19 protein-coding genes are annotated in these 15,711 nt (G+C 55.1%); 10 read left to right on the forward strand and 9 right to left on the reverse strand.

Translation table 11 applies throughout. The annotated features are described in order from the left end of the window. Nucleotides 1–400 (forward strand): LysR substrate-binding domain-containing protein (locus AQS70_RS14995; RefSeq protein WP_241492846.1); only part of this gene is annotated, 400 nt, incomplete at its 5' end. 2 nt (nucleotides 401–402) lie between these two features. Here the strand turns inward: AQS70_RS14995 and AQS70_RS15000 are convergent. Further along, nucleotides 403–726, reverse strand: a complete 324-nt coding sequence (locus AQS70_RS15000) for an ElaB/YgaM/YqjD family protein (RefSeq protein ID WP_055103556.1) — start codon at nucleotides 724–726, stop codon at nucleotides 403–405. Nucleotides 727–881: 155 nt separating this feature from the next. On the opposite strand from AQS70_RS15000, the gene AQS70_RS15005 reads away from it, so the two are divergent. Then, nucleotides 882–1,097 carry a dodecin gene (locus AQS70_RS15005; protein ID WP_055103557.1) on the forward strand — a complete coding sequence of 72 codons (216 nt, stop codon included), beginning with the start codon at nucleotides 882–884 and terminating at the stop codon, nucleotides 1,095–1,097. Nucleotides 1,098–1,217: 120 nt separating this feature from the next. After that, nucleotides 1,218–1,442, forward strand: coding sequence for a DUF1161 domain-containing protein (locus AQS70_RS15010; RefSeq protein WP_055103558.1), 225 nt, complete (start codon nucleotides 1,218–1,220; stop codon nucleotides 1,440–1,442). 84 nt (nucleotides 1,443–1,526) lie between these two features. Here the strand turns inward: AQS70_RS15010 and AQS70_RS15015 are convergent, their stop codons facing one another. Continuing rightward, on the reverse strand, nucleotides 1,527–2,531 hold the full coding sequence (locus AQS70_RS15015; protein WP_055103559.1) for an LLM class flavin-dependent oxidoreductase: 1,005 nt from the start codon (nucleotides 2,529–2,531) through the stop codon (nucleotides 1,527–1,529). Between the two features lie 216 nt (nucleotides 2,532–2,747). Here AQS70_RS15015 and AQS70_RS15020 point away from each other — a divergent pair, with 216 nt between their 5' ends. Together AQS70_RS15020 and AQS70_RS15025 are read left to right on the forward strand one after the other, a co-directional pair. Then, a complete protein-coding gene (locus tag AQS70_RS15020) occupies nucleotides 2,748–3,179 on the forward strand; it encodes an OsmC family protein (protein WP_055103560.1) in 432 nt (143 codons plus the stop codon). A gap of 135 nt (nucleotides 3,180–3,314) precedes the next feature. Further along, the gene (locus tag AQS70_RS15025) at nucleotides 3,315–3,548 is read left to right on the forward strand and encodes a DUF1161 domain-containing protein (protein WP_055103561.1); all 234 of its coding nucleotides are present in this window, start codon (nucleotides 3,315–3,317) and stop codon (nucleotides 3,546–3,548) included. A 3-nt stretch (nucleotides 3,549–3,551) separates the two neighbouring features. Here the strand turns inward: AQS70_RS15025 and AQS70_RS15030 are convergent, their stop codons facing one another. Next, entirely contained in the window at nucleotides 3,552–3,968 is a 417-nt protein-coding gene (locus tag AQS70_RS15030; RefSeq protein ID WP_055103562.1) for a PA0061/PA0062 family lipoprotein, read from the reverse strand. A gap of 57 nt (nucleotides 3,969–4,025) precedes the next feature. On the opposite strand from AQS70_RS15030, the gene AQS70_RS15035 reads away from it, so the two are divergent. Both AQS70_RS15035 and AQS70_RS15040 read left to right on the forward strand, forming a co-directional pair. Next, nucleotides 4,026–5,072, forward strand: a complete 1,047-nt coding sequence (locus AQS70_RS15035) for an aminopeptidase (protein ID WP_055103563.1) — start codon at nucleotides 4,026–4,028, stop codon at nucleotides 5,070–5,072. A gap of 140 nt (nucleotides 5,073–5,212) precedes the next feature. Beyond that, a complete protein-coding gene (locus tag AQS70_RS15040; protein ID WP_055103564.1) occupies nucleotides 5,213–7,216 on the forward strand; it encodes a M3 family metallopeptidase in 2,004 nt (667 codons plus the stop codon). 5 nt (nucleotides 7,217–7,221) lie between these two features. On the opposite strand, the gene AQS70_RS15045 is transcribed toward AQS70_RS15040, so the two are convergent. Further along, the gene (locus AQS70_RS15045; protein ID WP_055103565.1) at nucleotides 7,222–7,860 is read right to left on the reverse strand and encodes a dual specificity protein phosphatase family protein; all 639 of its coding nucleotides are present in this window, start codon (nucleotides 7,858–7,860) and stop codon (nucleotides 7,222–7,224) included. A 104-nt stretch (nucleotides 7,861–7,964) separates the two neighbouring features. Beyond that, nucleotides 7,965–8,450, reverse strand: coding sequence for a transporter substrate-binding domain-containing protein (locus tag AQS70_RS15050; protein ID WP_055103582.1), 486 nt, complete (start codon nucleotides 8,448–8,450; stop codon nucleotides 7,965–7,967). 138 nt (nucleotides 8,451–8,588) lie between these two features. Here AQS70_RS15050 and AQS70_RS15055 point away from each other — a divergent pair, with 138 nt between their 5' ends. After that, entirely contained in the window at nucleotides 8,589–9,017 is a 429-nt protein-coding gene (locus AQS70_RS15055; RefSeq protein ID WP_055103566.1) for a DUF4399 domain-containing protein, read from the forward strand. A 54-nt stretch (nucleotides 9,018–9,071) separates the two neighbouring features. On the opposite strand, the gene AQS70_RS15060 is transcribed toward AQS70_RS15055, so the two are convergent. The 4 genes from AQS70_RS15060 to AQS70_RS15075 all read right to left on the reverse strand — a co-directional run bounded on the left by AQS70_RS15060 (nucleotide 9,072) and on the right by AQS70_RS15075 (nucleotide 14,113). Next, a complete protein-coding gene (locus AQS70_RS15060; protein WP_055103567.1) occupies nucleotides 9,072–10,334 on the reverse strand; it encodes an OprD family porin in 1,263 nt (420 codons plus the stop codon). Between the two features lie 146 nt (nucleotides 10,335–10,480). Next, entirely contained in the window at nucleotides 10,481–12,112 is a 1,632-nt protein-coding gene (locus tag AQS70_RS15065; protein WP_055103568.1) for an MFS transporter, read from the reverse strand. A gap of 102 nt (nucleotides 12,113–12,214) precedes the next feature. Next, entirely contained in the window at nucleotides 12,215–12,937 is a 723-nt protein-coding gene (locus AQS70_RS15070; protein ID WP_055103569.1) for a pirin family protein, read from the reverse strand. Between the two features lie 201 nt (nucleotides 12,938–13,138). Beyond that, nucleotides 13,139–14,113: a GlxA family transcriptional regulator gene (locus tag AQS70_RS15075; protein WP_055103570.1), complete on the reverse strand. Its 975-nt coding sequence runs from the start codon at nucleotides 14,111–14,113 to the stop codon at nucleotides 13,139–13,141. 337 nt (nucleotides 14,114–14,450) lie between these two features. Here AQS70_RS15075 and AQS70_RS15080 point away from each other — a divergent pair, with 337 nt between their 5' ends. After that, nucleotides 14,451–14,963 (forward strand): helix-turn-helix domain-containing protein, encoded by a 513-nt coding sequence (locus AQS70_RS15080; protein ID WP_082428120.1) that lies wholly within the window; start codon nucleotides 14,451–14,453, stop codon nucleotides 14,961–14,963. 132 nt (nucleotides 14,964–15,095) lie between these two features. Continuing rightward, entirely contained in the window at nucleotides 15,096–15,680 is a 585-nt protein-coding gene (locus AQS70_RS15085) for an antibiotic biosynthesis monooxygenase (RefSeq protein WP_055103571.1), read from the forward strand. The last annotated feature ends 31 nt before the right edge of the window (nucleotides 15,681–15,711 follow it).

Raw genomic sequence — 15,711 nt, forward strand, 5'->3', positions numbered from 1 at the left:
ACGAATCGGCCCGGTGCTGAGCCCACGGTACGCGCAGTACCCCCACTTATTTCAGGCACCGGCCAGCGCTCTGTTGGACGAGCCTTTACTGCACACCACTTCACGACCACAGGCGTGGCCAAGCTGGGCGCAGCAAAACACTATCGACGCAAAGGAACTGAAATTCGGACAGGGGTTTGAGCACTTGTATTACTTGCTCGAAGCCGCCGTGGCAGGTTTGGGTGTGGCGATTGCCCCAGAACCTTTGGTCGCTGAAGACCTGCGGGCGGGTCGCCTGGCTGCGCCTTGGGGCTTTAAACAAACCCCGGCACAACTGGCGTTATGGGTGCCTAAGCGCGCCGCAGACGGGCGCGCTCGGCAACTCGCGCAGTGGCTCAAGGCTGAGCTTGCGCGGGCGTAGTCTTAATGACGCTTGCACAACAGAAAAGCCGCCAACAGACCTACCGCACCCAGCGCAACACCGGCGGTGGCATACGGATGCTCTTGCGCATAGTCGCGAGTCGCAATGGCGGTTTCGCGGGTCTTGTCTTTCACTTCTTCGTACGCATCGCTGAGCAGATGACGCGAATGCTTAAGTGCGTTCTCGGCATTGCTTTTCAGTGCGCCAATAGTCTTTTTCGATTCGTCAGAAGCGTCGTGCTTGAAGCTCTCTAGAGACTTGAGCAGGCTCTCGATCTCGGCTTCCATGCTTTGCAATGAGGCTTTACGTGAAGAATTGCTAGCCATTAGGGCTTCTCCTGCTTGATGAGTGTGGGTACTTGTTTAGTCCGACTGCGCCGTTTTCAGAAAGTGCAAAAAACCTGAACTTTTCCTTTCGATCAGGCCACGAAGTATCAGCAGACTCGCTGCTAGGCTTTGATTGACGACAAAAGGAGAACGTTATGTCTGACCATCACACCTACAAGAAAATTGAACTGGTAGGTTCGTCCTCGAGCAGCATAGAAGACGCTATCAGTAATGCACTGGCCGAGGCCCACAAAACGATCAAACATTTGGAATGGTTTGAAGTGCTGGAAACCCGCGGGCACATCAAGGACGGCAAAGTGGCGCACTATCAGGTCACCCTGAAAGTCGGCTTTCGGATCGCTACTAGCTGAATGACCGATAGAGTTTTGTGTTAACAGACTGGCCGTTTGCCACAATATCCGCTAAACCGTCTGGGTGCGGCAGGGCCAAACGTGCCGCACCCTTGTTGTTTTGATCTGGGGAACTGACCGATGAAAAAGATTTTATTGGCTGTAGGCTTACTGAGTCTGGCGGGCACTGCTTTCGCAGCGGGCAAGCCTTGTGATGAATTGAAAAGCGAAATTGCTGCGAAGATTGATGCCAATGGCGTCCCGCAGTACTCGCTGGAAATCGTCGACAAAGGCACCGCTTCGGACGGCGAAGTCGTAGGATCCTGTGAAGGCGGCACCAAAGATATCGTTTACAAGCGCGGCTGATTACGCCGCCATCGCGTAGGCGCTGCCGCAGGCTGCGATCTTTTGATCGTTAAAAGATCGCAGCCTGCGGCAGCGCCTACAGGTTCAGCCTTGTTTCATCACCTGCGACAGCAGTTCGTAAGAGCGAATGCGGTCAGTATGCTCATACAGATCGCAAGTAAAGATCAGCTCATCGGCTTGAGTTTGCTCAACCAGCACTTCCAGTTTGGCGCGGATTTTTTCGGGGCTGCCGATCATTGCTAAGCCCAAAAAGCTCATCACCGCTTCTTTTTCATGCGGTAACCACAGCCCGTCCATACTTTTCACCGGCGCGCGTTGCACCAAGCTCTGGCCACGCATCAAGGCCAAAATCCGCTGCAACACTGAGGTGGACAGGTAATCGGCCTGTTCATCGGTATCGGCTGCGACCAATGGCACACCGAGCATCACGTACGGCTTGTCGAGCACCGCCGACGGTTTGAAGTGATTACGGTAAACGCGTATGGCTTCGTGCATCAAACGAGGAGCGAAATGTGAAGCGAAGGCGTAAGGCAAGCCGCGTTCACCGGCCAATTGCGCACTGAACAGGCTCGACCCAAGCAACCACACGGGCACGTTGGTGCCGGTGCCAGGCATCGCGATCACGCGTTGATCTGGCGTACGCGGGCCGAGGTAGCGCATCAGTTCGGCAACATCCTGCGGAAAGTCATCAGCGCTGCCGGATCGCTCGCGACGCAGGGCGCGGGCGGTCATTTGGTCTGAACCCGGCGCACGCCCAAGGCCCAAGTCGATGCGGCCTGGGTACAGACTTTCAAGGGTGCCGAACTGCTCGGCAATCACCAACGGCGCATGGTTAGGCAACATCACACCGCCTGAACCGATGCGTAGGGTCGAGGTGCCACCGGCCAAATAACCGATTAAAACCGAGGTCGCCGAGCTGGCGATGCCGTCCATGTTGTGGTGTTCAGCAACCCAAAAGCGGTTGTAGCCAAGCTTCTCAACGTGTTGGGCCAAATCCAGCGAATTGTGCAACGACTGAGCGGCGCTGCCATTTTCGCGCACAGGCACGAGGTCGAGGGTCGAGAATTTGACATCAGACAATCGTTTCATCAGCCGTCTACTCCAATTGAGGTGCGGGTTTAGGCATTCGCAAAAAACCCGTCAGTGTTTACAGAAATATGGGCATATACCCGAGTTTCAATGGCATTGATGAAATGAGCTACAAAAAATAGCGATTTGTCCGATGTGGTGAACTTTGTAGAGACGACTACCCTCACAAGTCCATTCAAGGCGTGAAACCTTCACGCCGTTTTTCAGGAGGCACGTATGAGTATTAAAAAGACTGCATCGGCGCATTGGGAAGGCGACCTTAAAACCGGTATCGGTTCCATCTCCACAGAAACCGGCGTATTGCGTGAAGCCCCGTATGGCTTTAAAGCACGCTTTGAAGGCGGCAAAGGCACCAACCCTGAAGAGCTGATCGGCGCAGCACACGCTGGCTGTTTCTCGATGGCACTGTCGATGATTCTGGGTGATGCCGGGCTTAAGGCCGAGAGCATCGACACCCAAGCTGAGGTCACGCTGGATCAAGTAGACGGTGGGTTTGCGATCACGGCTGTACACCTGACGCTCAAGGCCAAAGTGCCAGGCGCTAGCCAACAGCAATTCGATGACCTGACGACTAAAGCCAAAGAAGGCTGCCCGGTGTCCAAGGTACTGAACGCCAAAATCACCCTAGATGCGACCCTACTGAGCTAACGCTCAACGCACGCCCCGCCATATAGTGCGGGGCGACGTTAGCTTAGAGCCTTTGCAGGCAGCGCTAAATGTGATCGAAGAGCCGTCGAGTGCGTCAGACCCTTACTGTGCGTTCAGCTTGAAGGAAATCTCATCATGAAACGTTTTGCTTTAGCGGTTATCAGTTGCACCTTAGCCACATCCGTATTGGCGGCACCTAAGCCTTGCGACGAATTGAAGGCTGAAATCGAAGCCAAGATTCAAGCCAACAACGTGTCGTCTTACACGCTCGAAGTCGTGACCAATGACGAAGTTCACGATCAGAACATGGTGGTCGGCTCGTGTGAAAACGGCACTAAGAAGATCATCTACCAGAAAAACGACAACTGAGTTTTAGGGCAGGCAGTTAACCAGCCGCTCCTCGGCCAACACCTTACCTTCGGCGTTGTACAACCGGGCGTAAGCGTTGAAACCTAGCGAGCGCGCTTGCAGTCGATAACGTTGGCCGGGCTGGAAGTCTGCGTAGTTGACCGTGAGGTAACACAGCCGCTCTTGCGGGTCACTGAACATGCCCATCCCACCTATAAACACCTCAAAATCGAAACGCACCATCAGTTCATGGCTGCCAGGGGACACTTGGAAATAACGGCCGTCGTTCAGGCGCTTGTTGTCCAGCCGCTCGGCCATCACCAGCTTGCCGGTTTGTGTTTCAAGGTCGACCCAGGCCATGTCCGGATCGTGGGGCGGTAATGGCGTACTGGCGCAGGCGCTGAGCAGGCCGGTGATGAGGAGTAGCAAAAACGCGCGCATGATCGTTTCCAAATGGATTTGAACCCTCAGCATAGCCTTAGACCCCTGGACCGCACTATGCCGCTAACCCTTCGCTGCCTGCTTGCCCTCATTTTTTCGGTGCTCCTCACGGGCTGCTCCAGTACCCGTTATTACTCGCAGCTACTGACGGGCCAATGGCAGTTGTTACACGCCCGCGAACCGGTTGCCAAGGTAGTGGCCGACCCTCAGCGTGATCCCGCTTTGCGTGAGCATCTGGCCAAATCCCAAGCCGCCCGGACCTTTGCCAGCGAGCAGTTGAAGCTGCCTGACAATCAAAGCTATCGGCTGTACGCCGATCTCCAGCGCCCGTACGTGGTCTGGAATGTGTTTGCGACCCCGGAGTTTTCTCTCGACCCGGTCACCTACTGCTTTCCGGTTGCCGGGTGTGTGGCCTACCGAGGCTACTATTCACAGGGTGCAGCGCGGGGTGACGCGGCCCTCAAGCGCCAGCAAGGCATGGACGTGTTTGTCAGTGGCGTTGAGGCTTATTCCACGTTGGGCTGGTTTGATGACCCGATCCTCAACGGGATGTTGCTCTGGGGAGATGAGCGCTTGGCCACGGTTATTTTTCACGAGTTAGCACACCAGCGCGTTTACGTGAAAGACGATACCGAGTTCAACGAGTCTTTCGCCAGTTTCGTCGAGCAAGAAGGCACCCGGCAATGGCGCGCCAACCAAGGGCTAACGCCTTCAAGTAGCGGGGCTGCTCAGCAGCGCGATCAGTTTATTGCGTTGGTCTTGGACACCCGCCAACGCTTGCAGCAGCTGTACACACAACCCTTATCGGCCTCGCAGATGCGCCAACGCAAAGCGGCACAGTTTGAAGACATGCGCCGCAAATACCGCGAACTTCGCGACCAGCAATGGGCGGGCAATAATCGTTACGACGCGTGGATAAACAGCCCGATAAACAACGCCAAGCTACTGCCGTTCGGGCTGTATGACCAATGGGTGCCAGCTTTTGCCGCATTGTTTAAACACACCGGCGGCGATTGGGAGGGGTTTTATGCTGAGGTTGAACAGCTTGGCAAGCTACCCCCGTTACAGCGCAAAACAGCGCTGCGCCAGTGGGCTGGGCAATAGGACGTTGAAGCCGCTATAGCCTTTTTTTAGAGCACGTCTGCGGTATTTATGTAGTGCATCTACCTCATCTCCATCTTTTAGTCTGAACCTGATTCACCTCTGGCACTTTCGCCAAAATGTTTCAGACAGGGAGTTTGGACATGAGCAACAATCCACTTTTACAGCCCCTTGAGTTAGTACCTTACGCGGACATCTCGCTCGAGCATCTGCAACCCGCTATCAGCCAAATCATTGCCGACAACCATAAAGCCCTAGACATTATTGTCAGCCAGTCTCTCGTCCCAACGTGGGATGACTTGGTACTCGCTGAAGATGAACTGGATGCACGCCTAGACGAAGCCTTCAACGCGCTGGTGACGTTAAGTCAGTTACCTCAAGCACCTGAATGGTTCGCGGCCTTCGAAAAGTGCTACAGCGAAGTCGAGGATTACAAGGCTGGGACGCTTCAGAATCAGGCGCTGTATGACGCTTACACCGCTCTAGCCAACAGCGGCCCGGCTCAACTGTACTCATCGGCCCGCAAACACGTGTTGCGCAAAAAGCTAAGTGCATTTCGTAGCGCCGGTATCGGGTTATCCGAGCCGGTAAAAATGCAGTTGGTTGACCTGAACAAGCGCATTGGCGACCTTGAAGCGACCTTTAACAGTAATGTGCGCAATGCCAATCTGGCGTGGGAAAAACTCATTACGGATGAAACCTTACTGGCTGGCATCAGTTCCCCCCTTAAACATAAATTGGCGCTCAAGGCTCTGGCAACCGAGCGTGAAGGCTGGTTGCTGACACTCGACGAAGAAGCGATCTACAGCGCCGTGATGGGCGAATGCGAAAACAGGGCGTTACGCGAAGAGTTATGGATTGCCTACAACACCCGTGCCTCTGATCAAGGCCCAACGGCAGGGCAAAACGACAACAGCGTAGTCCTTGAGCAACTACTCACACTCCGCCATCAGCGAGCCAAGTTGTTGGGCTATGACAACCACGCGCACTTTAGCCTTGAAATCAAAGCCGCCCGCTCAACCGATGAAGTACTGGGCTTCATAAAAAAACGGGCAGCACATAAAAAAGCTGACTTCCAGGCATTGGCCCAATCACTGCAAACCGACGCACAATCGCTGGGCTACAACAACTTAAGCGCGTGGGATTATGCCTACTTAGCCCGCAGGGCAAGCGCTGAACTCAGCGGCACGCCAGACTCGGAGTTCTCGGCTTACTGCTCATACAATCAAATACTGAAATCACTGGTGCAATTGGTCAGTGGGCTCTTCGGTATTCAAATCTTAAAGGTAGAAAACTTCTCTACTTGGCACCCTGATGTGCAGTTGTACGCCATCAATGACGGTCAAGAACGGCTTGGGCATCTCTATATCGACCCTTACATGCGTCAACCAAAAATGGACGGTTGCTGGACGCAAGCGATTACCGACCGCCATATCAATGCAGAAGGCAGTGTAAAGCTGCCCGTGGCCATTTTGCATGGCAACTTTTCCCCACCCCAAGGCGCTACACCTTCTTTGCTAGAACCTTTGCAATTGAACATGTTGTTCCATGAGTTCGGTCATTGCCTGCAACACATATTGACCCGCAGCCCTTACAGGACACTCTCTGGTATCAATTTTTTAGGACGCGATGCAAGTGAGTTTGCGGGCCGAGTGCTGGAGCAATGGTGTTGGTCACGCGAGGTACTGCAGTGGATGACTCGGCATCACCAAACCGACAAGCCCTTAAGCATCGAGCAGGTAGATCGGATCCTCGAAGCCAGAAAAATAACTGAAACGCTTAGAGATGCGGATGAGCTGACACGCTCACTATTTGATTTCGAATTGCATAGGACCCAAGGGGATGGCCGAAGCGTGCAAGACGTCTGGGCCAGCGCGCAACAAGCGCTACAGGTCTTACCATGGCCCGAGTTAGCGCGATTTGGTCATGCATTCGACTATATGACCACAGGGTATGACGCAGGTTATTACGTCTACGAATGGTCTCGTCCGCTGGCCGAACAGGTTTTTACACGGTTTGAGCAAGAAGGCGTATTCAATGCCCAAACAGGCAAGGTATTTCGTGAGGCGTACTACACGCTTGGCGCGGAACAGACACTGCCTGAGTTCTATAAAACGTTTATGGGGCAGGCTCCTAACGATGACTAACGCCCTTAAACCTTGGGCCGCAGCCAATTCTTAACCACGCACGTGGCAAACGGGCTGGTGCTGCACGCGCCGCTGCTTAAGGCTGCACGTAGCTTGGGGATGTCGGCTTGCATCATGTAGGCGACGCCATCTTTGAAGTGCGAATTCTCGCCAAATCCGCCTTGGGTCATTTCGCTTAAGGCGTCTTCTTTGCTCCAGTTCTGCACCACCACCCGGTACATCGCCGCCATCAACCCCGTGCGGTCTACGCCGTGCTTGCAATGCATCAGCACCGGCCCATGGGCTTGAGCCGTTTGAATGGCACGTAACGCGGCCACTGTGTCAGCGTCATCCACATGGTTGGTGCGATAAGGTAACTGGACTTGTGCGACACCCAGATTTTTTAGCCACGCGCTGTCCGGCTCAGACAAAAAGTTGATGACGGTGACGATATGAAGCTTTTCTAGTAGCACATGGGCCTGCTCATCAGGCAATGCGCTGCGATACAGGGTGGGCGACATTTGATAGAGGTTGTACTGGGCTTCAACCGGCTGTGCCCAGTGCGGCTGGCGCGCCGCAATCACCTCTTCGGCCTGAGCATGAAGCAGGATGAAAACGGCCAAAAACGTCAGGCACTTGGCGGGCATAAACCGGGCTTTGAGCATGTCAGCGCAACCACTTTACTTATCGTTGTAGGAAGTGGCGGCAGAGTGCAGCAAAGCAAATAAAAACCGTGTGAGGCCGTTGTCAAAAAATCGTGATGCAGCCCTTATTGCACGGAGGATTGATCCGTTAGCCACTTCTGCGACAAAGCCGCCAGACGGCCATCAGCTTTGAGCCGCTGCAAGGCTTTGTCCAAGCTACCTTGAAACGCGGGGTTACCTTTATGAAAGGGGATTGCTCGCTCAGGGGACTCTAAATAAGGCGCGCTGAAATCGAACCGATCCTGACGTTCTGGAGTCATAGCCCTATGATTGATAGCCACGTCGTACTTGCCGCTCTCAACACCTGACAGCAGGTCATCGCTGTCAGTGACCAAGAGCGAGGAATGAACCTCCAGCTCCTGAGCCAGCAACTCGCCAAGCTCGACGTCATAGCCGACTAAACGGCCGTCTTGCTCAAAGCTGTAAGGTGGCAGGTTGCCCTCAAGGGCGATACGCAATTCGCCACGGTCGTTGACGTCGTCCATCAGTTCGGCGCGAGCTAAGGGGCTCAGCAGTGGCAATAAAAGTATCAGGCCAGGCCAAAAACGCATGGTCACTCCTGTGAGCTTAATGAAAGCGATTCGCAACAGACGCTCACTTTGCTTTATGTTGGTCATCTGCGGCGTTGGACAGCAGATCCGCTCAAAGTTGTTCACGCCCGACGATTATTTCAAAACCCGGAGAAAAAAATGAAAGCTCTACTGTCTCGTGTTGCGCTGGCCTCTGTGTTGATGGGCGCTTCGGTTCTAGCCGTAGCCGCCATCCCGGCGCCAGAAGGTGCAAAAGTCTCCATTCTTTCACCGGCGGATGGCGCCACAGTGGATAAAACCTTCACCGTAAAATTCGGCATTGATGGCGTCGACCTTAAGCCCGCTGGCGACCCCGCCCCGCACTCTGGCCATCACCACTTGCTGGTTGATGTAGACACACCAATTGCACCCGGCCAAGTCATCCCGACTGACGACCATCACCTGCATTTCGGCAAAGCGCAGACTGAAACTGAACTCACGCTCGCGCCTGGCAAACACACCTTGCAACTGGAGCTGGGTGACATGGGCCACCAAGCGTTCGACCCGGTGATCGTGTCGAAGAAAATTACGGTTAACGTCAAAGAGTGAGTTTTTGGCGTCTATCCGACCTCAGCCAGCCGCAAGGTACGCTGGGGTATGGGTTCAGAAGCTGCCGTTAAGCGGGTATTCGACGATCAGGTAAATTCGGTCAATGTCGTCGCCCGCTTGGGCTCGATTAGCGCGGTGGACGACGTGGGACAAGGCCACGCTAAAGTCCTTGGCCGCGCCCGACTGCACCACGTATTTCAAATCAATATCGCGTTCCCAGTGCTTACCGCCGCGCCCTTGCTGGTCGGCATACGCCCCACCGACTGGGGCATGGGTGCCATCAATGCCGCGACCGCTTACATAGCGGCCCATCAGCGTTAGGCCAGGTACGCCGAGGGTGGCGAAATTGAGGTCGTAACGCAGCTGCCATGACCGCTCTCCTGGGCCGTTGAAGTCGGCGTACTTGATCGAGTTGGCTAAATAGATGGAGTCACCACCGACAAAGTCGAACGGGGTATTACCCTCTACCTTTTGGTAAGCCAAGCTCAGTGCCTGAGCGCCAAAGCTGTACTTGGCCAACAGGCTGTAAGCGAGGGTATCAATGGCGCCAGCGCTGGCTTTGCCGGTGTCGCGGGTCTTGTAGAGATTGCCCTCCAAACGCCAGTTGCCTTTGGCTACGTTCAGATTGAGGTAAGCCTGGCGCCACGTATTTTCTAACTCCCCCGCGTACAACGCCGCGCCGAACGGGCCACCGGGCGCAAACGTAGCGCCAGCCAAGCTCATGCCGTGATGCTCAGTCGTGGCGCCGTAACCACTGAAGTCATCGTGCGTTGAGCTGTTGTCCTGATTGCTGTAGGTCGTAAAGCGCCCCGCCTGCAGACGCCAATCTGGCAGGTCGGTGGTGTCTACCAACCAGCCCGTGGCGTATTCGGGTTTTAGGCGTTTGTCGCCCGTGTCAAAAACGGGAGTCTCCACAGCTATCTCGCCATAGCGCAGCTGGGTGTTGCCCACGCGCAGTTTGAGGGTGGCGCCAGCGCTGGAGTAATCCGGTTCGGCGCGACCAGCGCTGTCGCGCGGTAGCAGGCCGGTGCCCGCATGGCCACGGCCTCCGTCCAACTTGAGCCCAAGAAAACCATGAGCATCAATGCCGACGCCAACCGTGCCTGGGGTGAACCCCGAGCGCACCTCGCCGATAAAGCCTTGAGCCCACTCCTGACGGTAGTTCTGACCGCTTGCGGAAGGTGATCGAAAGTCGCTGTGCAGGAAGTAGTTACGGCTGAGCAGCGACCAGCCGGGCTGTTCGGCCTGACTAAACAGCGGGCAAAGGGTCAACGTGGTGAGCAGGATGCGGCCTGGTCCGTGAGTGTCGCGGATCATGGAGCCTCCGGGTGAGATGGTCCGCGACTGTAGGGGATAGCTGGGTTTGAAGTCTTGTAACGGTGTGCTAATGCAGAATAGATGAGTCGCAGGCCATCAGCCGTGAGCCGGTGAAGACTCCGTGCCGATGACGACTGCTGCTGGTGTTACGCGCCTTGAGTCGCCGCATGTGCATGACCGGCTGATCGGTGATGCTTATCGGCTTCAGCCAACAGGTGACGGATACGAACAGGGACACCTTCGGTCTGGAACTTGCGAACACGGGCTTCGATTTTCAGCTCGCCGCGCGTCACCCGGCGGTGATGTCGCAAATGTTCAAGCCAAGACTCTTCAAAGAAAAACTCTTGCCACAACGCGGGCTCAGCACTGTCCTGCATCAACCCCCAAGACAATGCGCCGTTTCGTTTACGCATGGCTTCAAGCTCTCGGGCAGCTAGGGTGAAAGCCTCTGCTTGAGCCGGATCAATGTGATACTCAACCGTCACCATGACCGGGCCGCGCTCTTGGTCAAGCGCATCGCTGATCAGTGGCGCTGGCCAATGCAGCGAAGGTGCGAGTTCTTCGGCTTCGGTTTCAGGCAGCGCCACCTTGCAGGTCATAAGCGTTGCCAGAGCCAGGCCACCGGCCGCCAACAGCAAGCTCAGTGTGATGGAGGCATGACTAGCCACAATCCCCCAAAGCAGGCCGCCACCAGCCATAGAGCCGAAGAAGGCCAAGATGTACACCGACAATGCTCGCGCTCTTACCCATGCTGGCACCGAGGTCTGAGCGGCAACTTGCAGGTTGGAAAGTACCGCGATCCAAGCAGCCCCGCTGAGCAACATCGCAGGCATTAGCACATAGAAGTTACGAACCAATGCGAGCACCAGCAGGAACACTGCGTATAACAACGTTGCGATCATGACCATGCGGTTCAGGCTAACCCGCTCACGTAGACGTGGGAGTAGCGTTGCACCAGCGACCGCGCCGATACCAATGGCAGCCAGTAATAAACCGAAGTCAGCGGCGGTGCCCTGCATCTCGCCGCGCACGATCAGCGGCAGCAATGAAGTACCAGCACTCGCAAACAGGAAGAAGGCCAAGGCACGGATCAGCACGGCTTGTAGCGGCTTGGAGCTGCGAGCGAATCGCACCCCGGTGCGCATGGCCCCCATAAAGCGCTCAGCCGGCAGCAGTGGTTCTTTTACTTCGCGCTTCCACATGAACAGTACCAAGATCACACCCGCAAACGACACAGCGTTAAGTGCAAACGTCATCCACGGGCCGACCAAGCTCACCACAACACCGGCCAAGGCTGGGCCGATTGCACGCGAAACGTTGATCCCCACACTGGAGATGGCCACTGCGTTCGGCAGGTCTTCCTTGCCAACCAGTTCGGGGGTGAGTGCGCTCCAAGCGGGCATCATCAACGCCGTCCCGATGCCCAATGCCAAGGTCAGCACCAGCAACAAGGGAACCGTCATCAGCCCCAGCAGCGTAAGGCTGGCCAGCGTCACGGCGACGGCGGACATCCACACTTGCACAAGCAACAAGTAGCGACGTTTATCGACAATGTCAGCGGCCGCACCGGCTGGCAGGGCCAAGAAGAACATAGGCAGCGAGCCGGCTACTTGAATCAATGCCACGTAGAGCGGGCTTGAAGACAGTGTCGTCATCAACCATCCGGCGCCGACCTCATGCATCCAAGTGCCGATGTTGGAAGCGATTGTTGCGATCCACAACATGCGGAAGGTGGTGTTGCGCAAGGGGCTCCAAGCGCCAGACGTTGATGTGCTCATTGCATTGCTGCCTTTAAGAAAATGGGGGGCGGTCCAGGCTAAGATCCTGGGGCATCATCGCCAGACCGAGCTCAGCCTTCGCAGCGAGCTCGGTCCATCGCATTACGGCATACGCGGCAGCTCATTAGGGCGAAGGTCAAACACCAACACTTCCGCGTCCCGCCCTTTGGTCAGTTCAATGACACGCTCTTTGCGCATACGGACACCATCCCCCTCCCACAACTGTTGACCGTTTAGCTCAATGCTTCCGCGGGCGACATGCACGTAGGCATGACGGTTATCAGCCAGCGTCAAAGAGGCGTGCTCTTGACCATCAAGCAGACCCGCATAGACGCGAGCGTCTTGGCGCACCCGCAGCGACCCTTGCTCGCCGTTAGGCGAAATGATCAGCCTGAGTTTGCCGCGCTTCTCATCCGCGCTGAAATGCTCTTGCTGATAGCGAGGGGTCGCCCCACGCACACTCGGCACTATCCAAATTTGCAAGAAATGCACGGGCTGCGCTTTGCTGTGGTTGAACTCGCTGTGAGCGACGCCACTGCCTGCGCTCATCAGTTGCACATCGCCAGGCCTGATCACAGAACCTGTCCCGAGGGTGTCCTTGTGCTCCAATGCGCCTTCAAGCACGTAAGAAAAAATCTCCATGTCACGATGAGGATGCTGACCAAACCCTTTGCCTGCGATCACTCGATCGTCGTTGATCACCAACAGGTCTGAAAAACCGCGCTCTTCTGGATCGTAATAATCCGCGAAGGAGAATGTATGGGAGGACTTTAACCAGCCGTGGTTAGCGCGGCCGCGTTCTTCAGCGTTACGGACAGTGATCATTATTCGTCTCCTTTAGGCTTGGGCCTGCATGTGATGGGAGAACTTTACTGTCATACATCGAAGACCAGAAGACGCATTTTGTGGTATCTCTGTCTCTTTTTTAGGGACAATCGAACAACAAGCCTAGAGCCCACCTGCTGCTTGTCTGCGCGTCGTACCGAGCAGGTTGTCCGCACGCGGCAGTCACCCTTAGGCGCTCGGTCATTCAACACCGAATTGTTGACGATACAGGTTGGGGCTGACGCCAATGCGCTCACAAAACACCTTGCGCATGTACTTGGCGCTGCAAAAACCGCATCGCGTTGCAATCGTTTTAAGCGGCAGGTTTGTCCCCTCAAGCAGCCTTCGCGCATGGTCGATCCGAGCGCTCTGCACGAACTGCATCGGCGTTAGGCCCGCTTCGCGCTGAAACGACCGGGCAAAGTTGCGCGAACTCATCGCGACCATATCTGCCATTGACTGGACCGAGTACATTTTTTCGATGTGGTCGACAACATACGCCTGAGCCCTCGCTACCGGGGAGCCATCGCGGGTGACGGAAACCAGTAACGGACCAAATTGCATTTGGCCTCCTTGACGCTTCATCACCACCAACAGCACCTTGGCAACTTCTAAGGCGAGTTCCTTGCCGTAGTCTTCAGCGATGATGGCAAGCGCCATGTCGATCCCGGCAGTGATCCCCCCAGAGGTAATCAGGTTGCGGTCGACAACGTATATTTGCTCACTTTCAACCTTCGCCCCAGGATGTTGCTGAGCAAGCCTGCCGAGGTAGTTCCAGTGGGTTGTGCAGCGGTAGCCGTCCAGAAGCCCCGCTTTGCCGAGCAGGAACGTGCCTGTGCAAATAGCCCCAAAGCGTTTAGCGCTTCGGGTCGCTTCGGGTAGCCATTCTTGAATGACAGGATGAGTATCGTCGTAAGCCCCTGGGCCACCCGGAACGAGCAGCAGATCCAGCCCGCTAGGCGCCTGAGCCAGAGAGATATCGGCTTTCACTTGAAGCCCACACGAGCTTCTAATTAGGCCGTCGTCAACACCGAGCGTCAGCAACCGATAACGTTTTTCCATGGGCAAAAACCGGTTAGCCACTGCAAATGCATCCATTGGCCCGGTGATATCCAACATTAAAACGCCATCAAATATAAGCATGGCTATCGTTTTGCCAGTTCCGCTGTCTTGCATATTAATCCGCCTGCTCAAGCGCTAACGAAGTGCAGTTACAACCTAAATAAGGAGTCATTGATTACGTGCGGCCTTAGAGAATTGTCTTACAACTATTGGGCCTAAAATATCACCTACTCATGGAAAAATGACCTGATTGTCTCTGTGGGATAGCAGGTAATACGCAGTATTCGCCATCTGATGGCACAAAAACCTTAAGGTTTTGTATTAACAGGCCAATGGTAATAGAGCGTTTCTTTGAGTTCATCGGCAGGCAGATTTAATAAGTCTTAAGGTTTTACTAAGGACTTAATTAAGTGCAGTGGCCAAACTTTCCAATACTCATTGGAGGGTCGTTATGCGTTATCAACAAGCCCCTAGGTCTGAATCATCTCGCCACCGACCTTTACAGTTACCGACCGTAATTAATGAAGCGCTCCATCGAATCAAACCCATTAACGCTGAATTACAACGTTCGCCACCTCAAGACAGTGTCTATAACGAACACCGGGCCCTGCCTGGCTCACTGGCTCCCCATCATCTTCAGCAGGCACTCGAACTGCTGTTGGATAACAGGGACACGCCTATGGCGATCATTGAGATCGCCCTCGCCTGCAACCTGACCCGCAGCCATTTTTCCCGTGCGTTCAAACTGAGCACCGGGCTGTCTCCGCTCGCTTGGCGCTTGAAAGCTCGTTTAGAGAAGGCCAAAAAACTGCTCGCCACTTCGTTATCCCTCACTGAAGTGGGTCTGGAAGCAGGGTTCTGCGATCAATCGCATTTCACCAAAACCTTCACGCGCTTAGCGGGAATGACGCCAAAAGCGTGGCGCGCCGAACAGGTAAATGGCTCAAGTCAATCGCCGTATTAAACGCCTATTACACCTAGGTATATATCCCTCGGGACAATAGCGAACGAATCTCAATACTGAAAATATAAAGACCCTTGTGAAACCGCAAGGGTTCAATTTTTGCCACATTGGCGATAGCGCGCAGAGGTGAACATGGGTGCCCACGAAGAAATCGTGACGCTTGTTATCAAGCATCGGATCAAGCCTGGTCACGAGGCCGCCTATGAAACTTGGCTCAAGCAGATGGTCAACGTCGCCAGCCGACGTGAAGGGCATTTGGGCGCTGATATCCATCGAGATAACCACGGCGGGCTTCAGGTCTTTACGTGCGTTCTGCGCTTTAGCTCCACAGACGTCATGCAATCTTGGCTCGACTCGGCAGAACGTCACGAGCGGGTTCAAGAAGCACTGCCGATGCTGGCAGACGGTGACCAGACAGAAGTCACCAAGGGCAGTGAGTTCTGGTTTGCTCCGGCCTCCGAAAACCAAGAGCAGCCACCGCGCTGGAAACAGGCAGTTATTTCTTTTTTGGTGATTCTGCCGCTGAGCTTAATCGTGCCTATGCTTTGGTTGCCCGTGCTTAGCCTGCACCCGTTGCTGGCCAGCTATCTGGGCAGCAACATCGTGATCACCGCAACCATCGTCACATTGGTTGTGTATCTGTGCATGCCAGCGGCCATGCGCCTGTTTGCCCCATGGCTCAGCCCATCACCCAGCACCATCGACCACCAGAAGTGAAGCCCGGATGTCCGCGTGCCGGATCACCTCC

Source organism: Pseudomonas endophytica (assembly GCF_001411475.1).
Classification (GTDB): Bacteria; Pseudomonadota; Gammaproteobacteria; order Pseudomonadales; family Pseudomonadaceae; genus Aquipseudomonas; species Aquipseudomonas endophytica.

Bases quoted from the DNA above. Each gene is read 5' to 3' on its own strand.
- AQS70_RS15045 (WP_055103565.1), bottom strand. From the start codon at position 7,860: ATGCTCAAAGCCCGGTTTATGCCCGCCAAGTGCCTGACGTTTTTGGCC.
- AQS70_RS15025 (WP_055103561.1), top strand. From the start codon at position 3,315: ATGAAACGTTTTGCTTTAGCGGTTATCAGTTGCACCTTAGCCACATCC.
- AQS70_RS15005 (WP_055103557.1), top strand. From the start codon at position 882: ATGTCTGACCATCACACCTACAAGAAAATTGAACTGGTAGGTTCGTCC.
- AQS70_RS15035 (WP_055103563.1), top strand. From the start codon at position 4,026: ATGCCGCTAACCCTTCGCTGCCTGCTTGCCCTCATTTTTTCGGTGCTC.
- AQS70_RS15055 (WP_055103566.1), top strand. From the start codon at position 8,589: ATGAAAGCTCTACTGTCTCGTGTTGCGCTGGCCTCTGTGTTGATGGGC.
- AQS70_RS15020 (WP_055103560.1), top strand. From the start codon at position 2,748: ATGAGTATTAAAAAGACTGCATCGGCGCATTGGGAAGGCGACCTTAAA.
- AQS70_RS15065 (WP_055103568.1), bottom strand. From the start codon at position 12,112: ATGAGCACATCAACGTCTGGCGCTTGGAGCCCCTTGCGCAACACCACC.
- AQS70_RS15070 (WP_055103569.1), bottom strand. From the start codon at position 12,937: ATGATCACTGTCCGTAACGCTGAAGAACGCGGCCGCGCTAACCACGGC.
- AQS70_RS15030 (WP_055103562.1), bottom strand. From the start codon at position 3,968: ATGCGCGCGTTTTTGCTACTCCTCATCACCGGCCTGCTCAGCGCCTGC.
- AQS70_RS15050 (WP_055103582.1), bottom strand. From the start codon at position 8,450: ATGCGTTTTTGGCCTGGCCTGATACTTTTATTGCCACTGCTGAGCCCC.
- AQS70_RS15080 (WP_082428120.1), top strand. From the start codon at position 14,451: ATGCGTTATCAACAAGCCCCTAGGTCTGAATCATCTCGCCACCGACCT.
- AQS70_RS15060 (WP_055103567.1), bottom strand. From the start codon at position 10,334: ATGATCCGCGACACTCACGGACCAGGCCGCATCCTGCTCACCACGTTG.
- AQS70_RS15010 (WP_055103558.1), top strand. From the start codon at position 1,218: ATGAAAAAGATTTTATTGGCTGTAGGCTTACTGAGTCTGGCGGGCACT.
- AQS70_RS15015 (WP_055103559.1), bottom strand. From the start codon at position 2,531: ATGAAACGATTGTCTGATGTCAAATTCTCGACCCTCGACCTCGTGCCT.
- AQS70_RS15085 (WP_055103571.1), top strand. From the start codon at position 15,096: ATGGGTGCCCACGAAGAAATCGTGACGCTTGTTATCAAGCATCGGATC.
- AQS70_RS15075 (WP_055103570.1), bottom strand. From the start codon at position 14,113: ATGCAAGACAGCGGAACTGGCAAAACGATAGCCATGCTTATATTTGAT.
- AQS70_RS15040 (WP_055103564.1), top strand. From the start codon at position 5,213: ATGAGCAACAATCCACTTTTACAGCCCCTTGAGTTAGTACCTTACGCG.
- AQS70_RS15000 (WP_055103556.1), bottom strand. From the start codon at position 726: ATGGCTAGCAATTCTTCACGTAAAGCCTCATTGCAAAGCATGGAAGCC.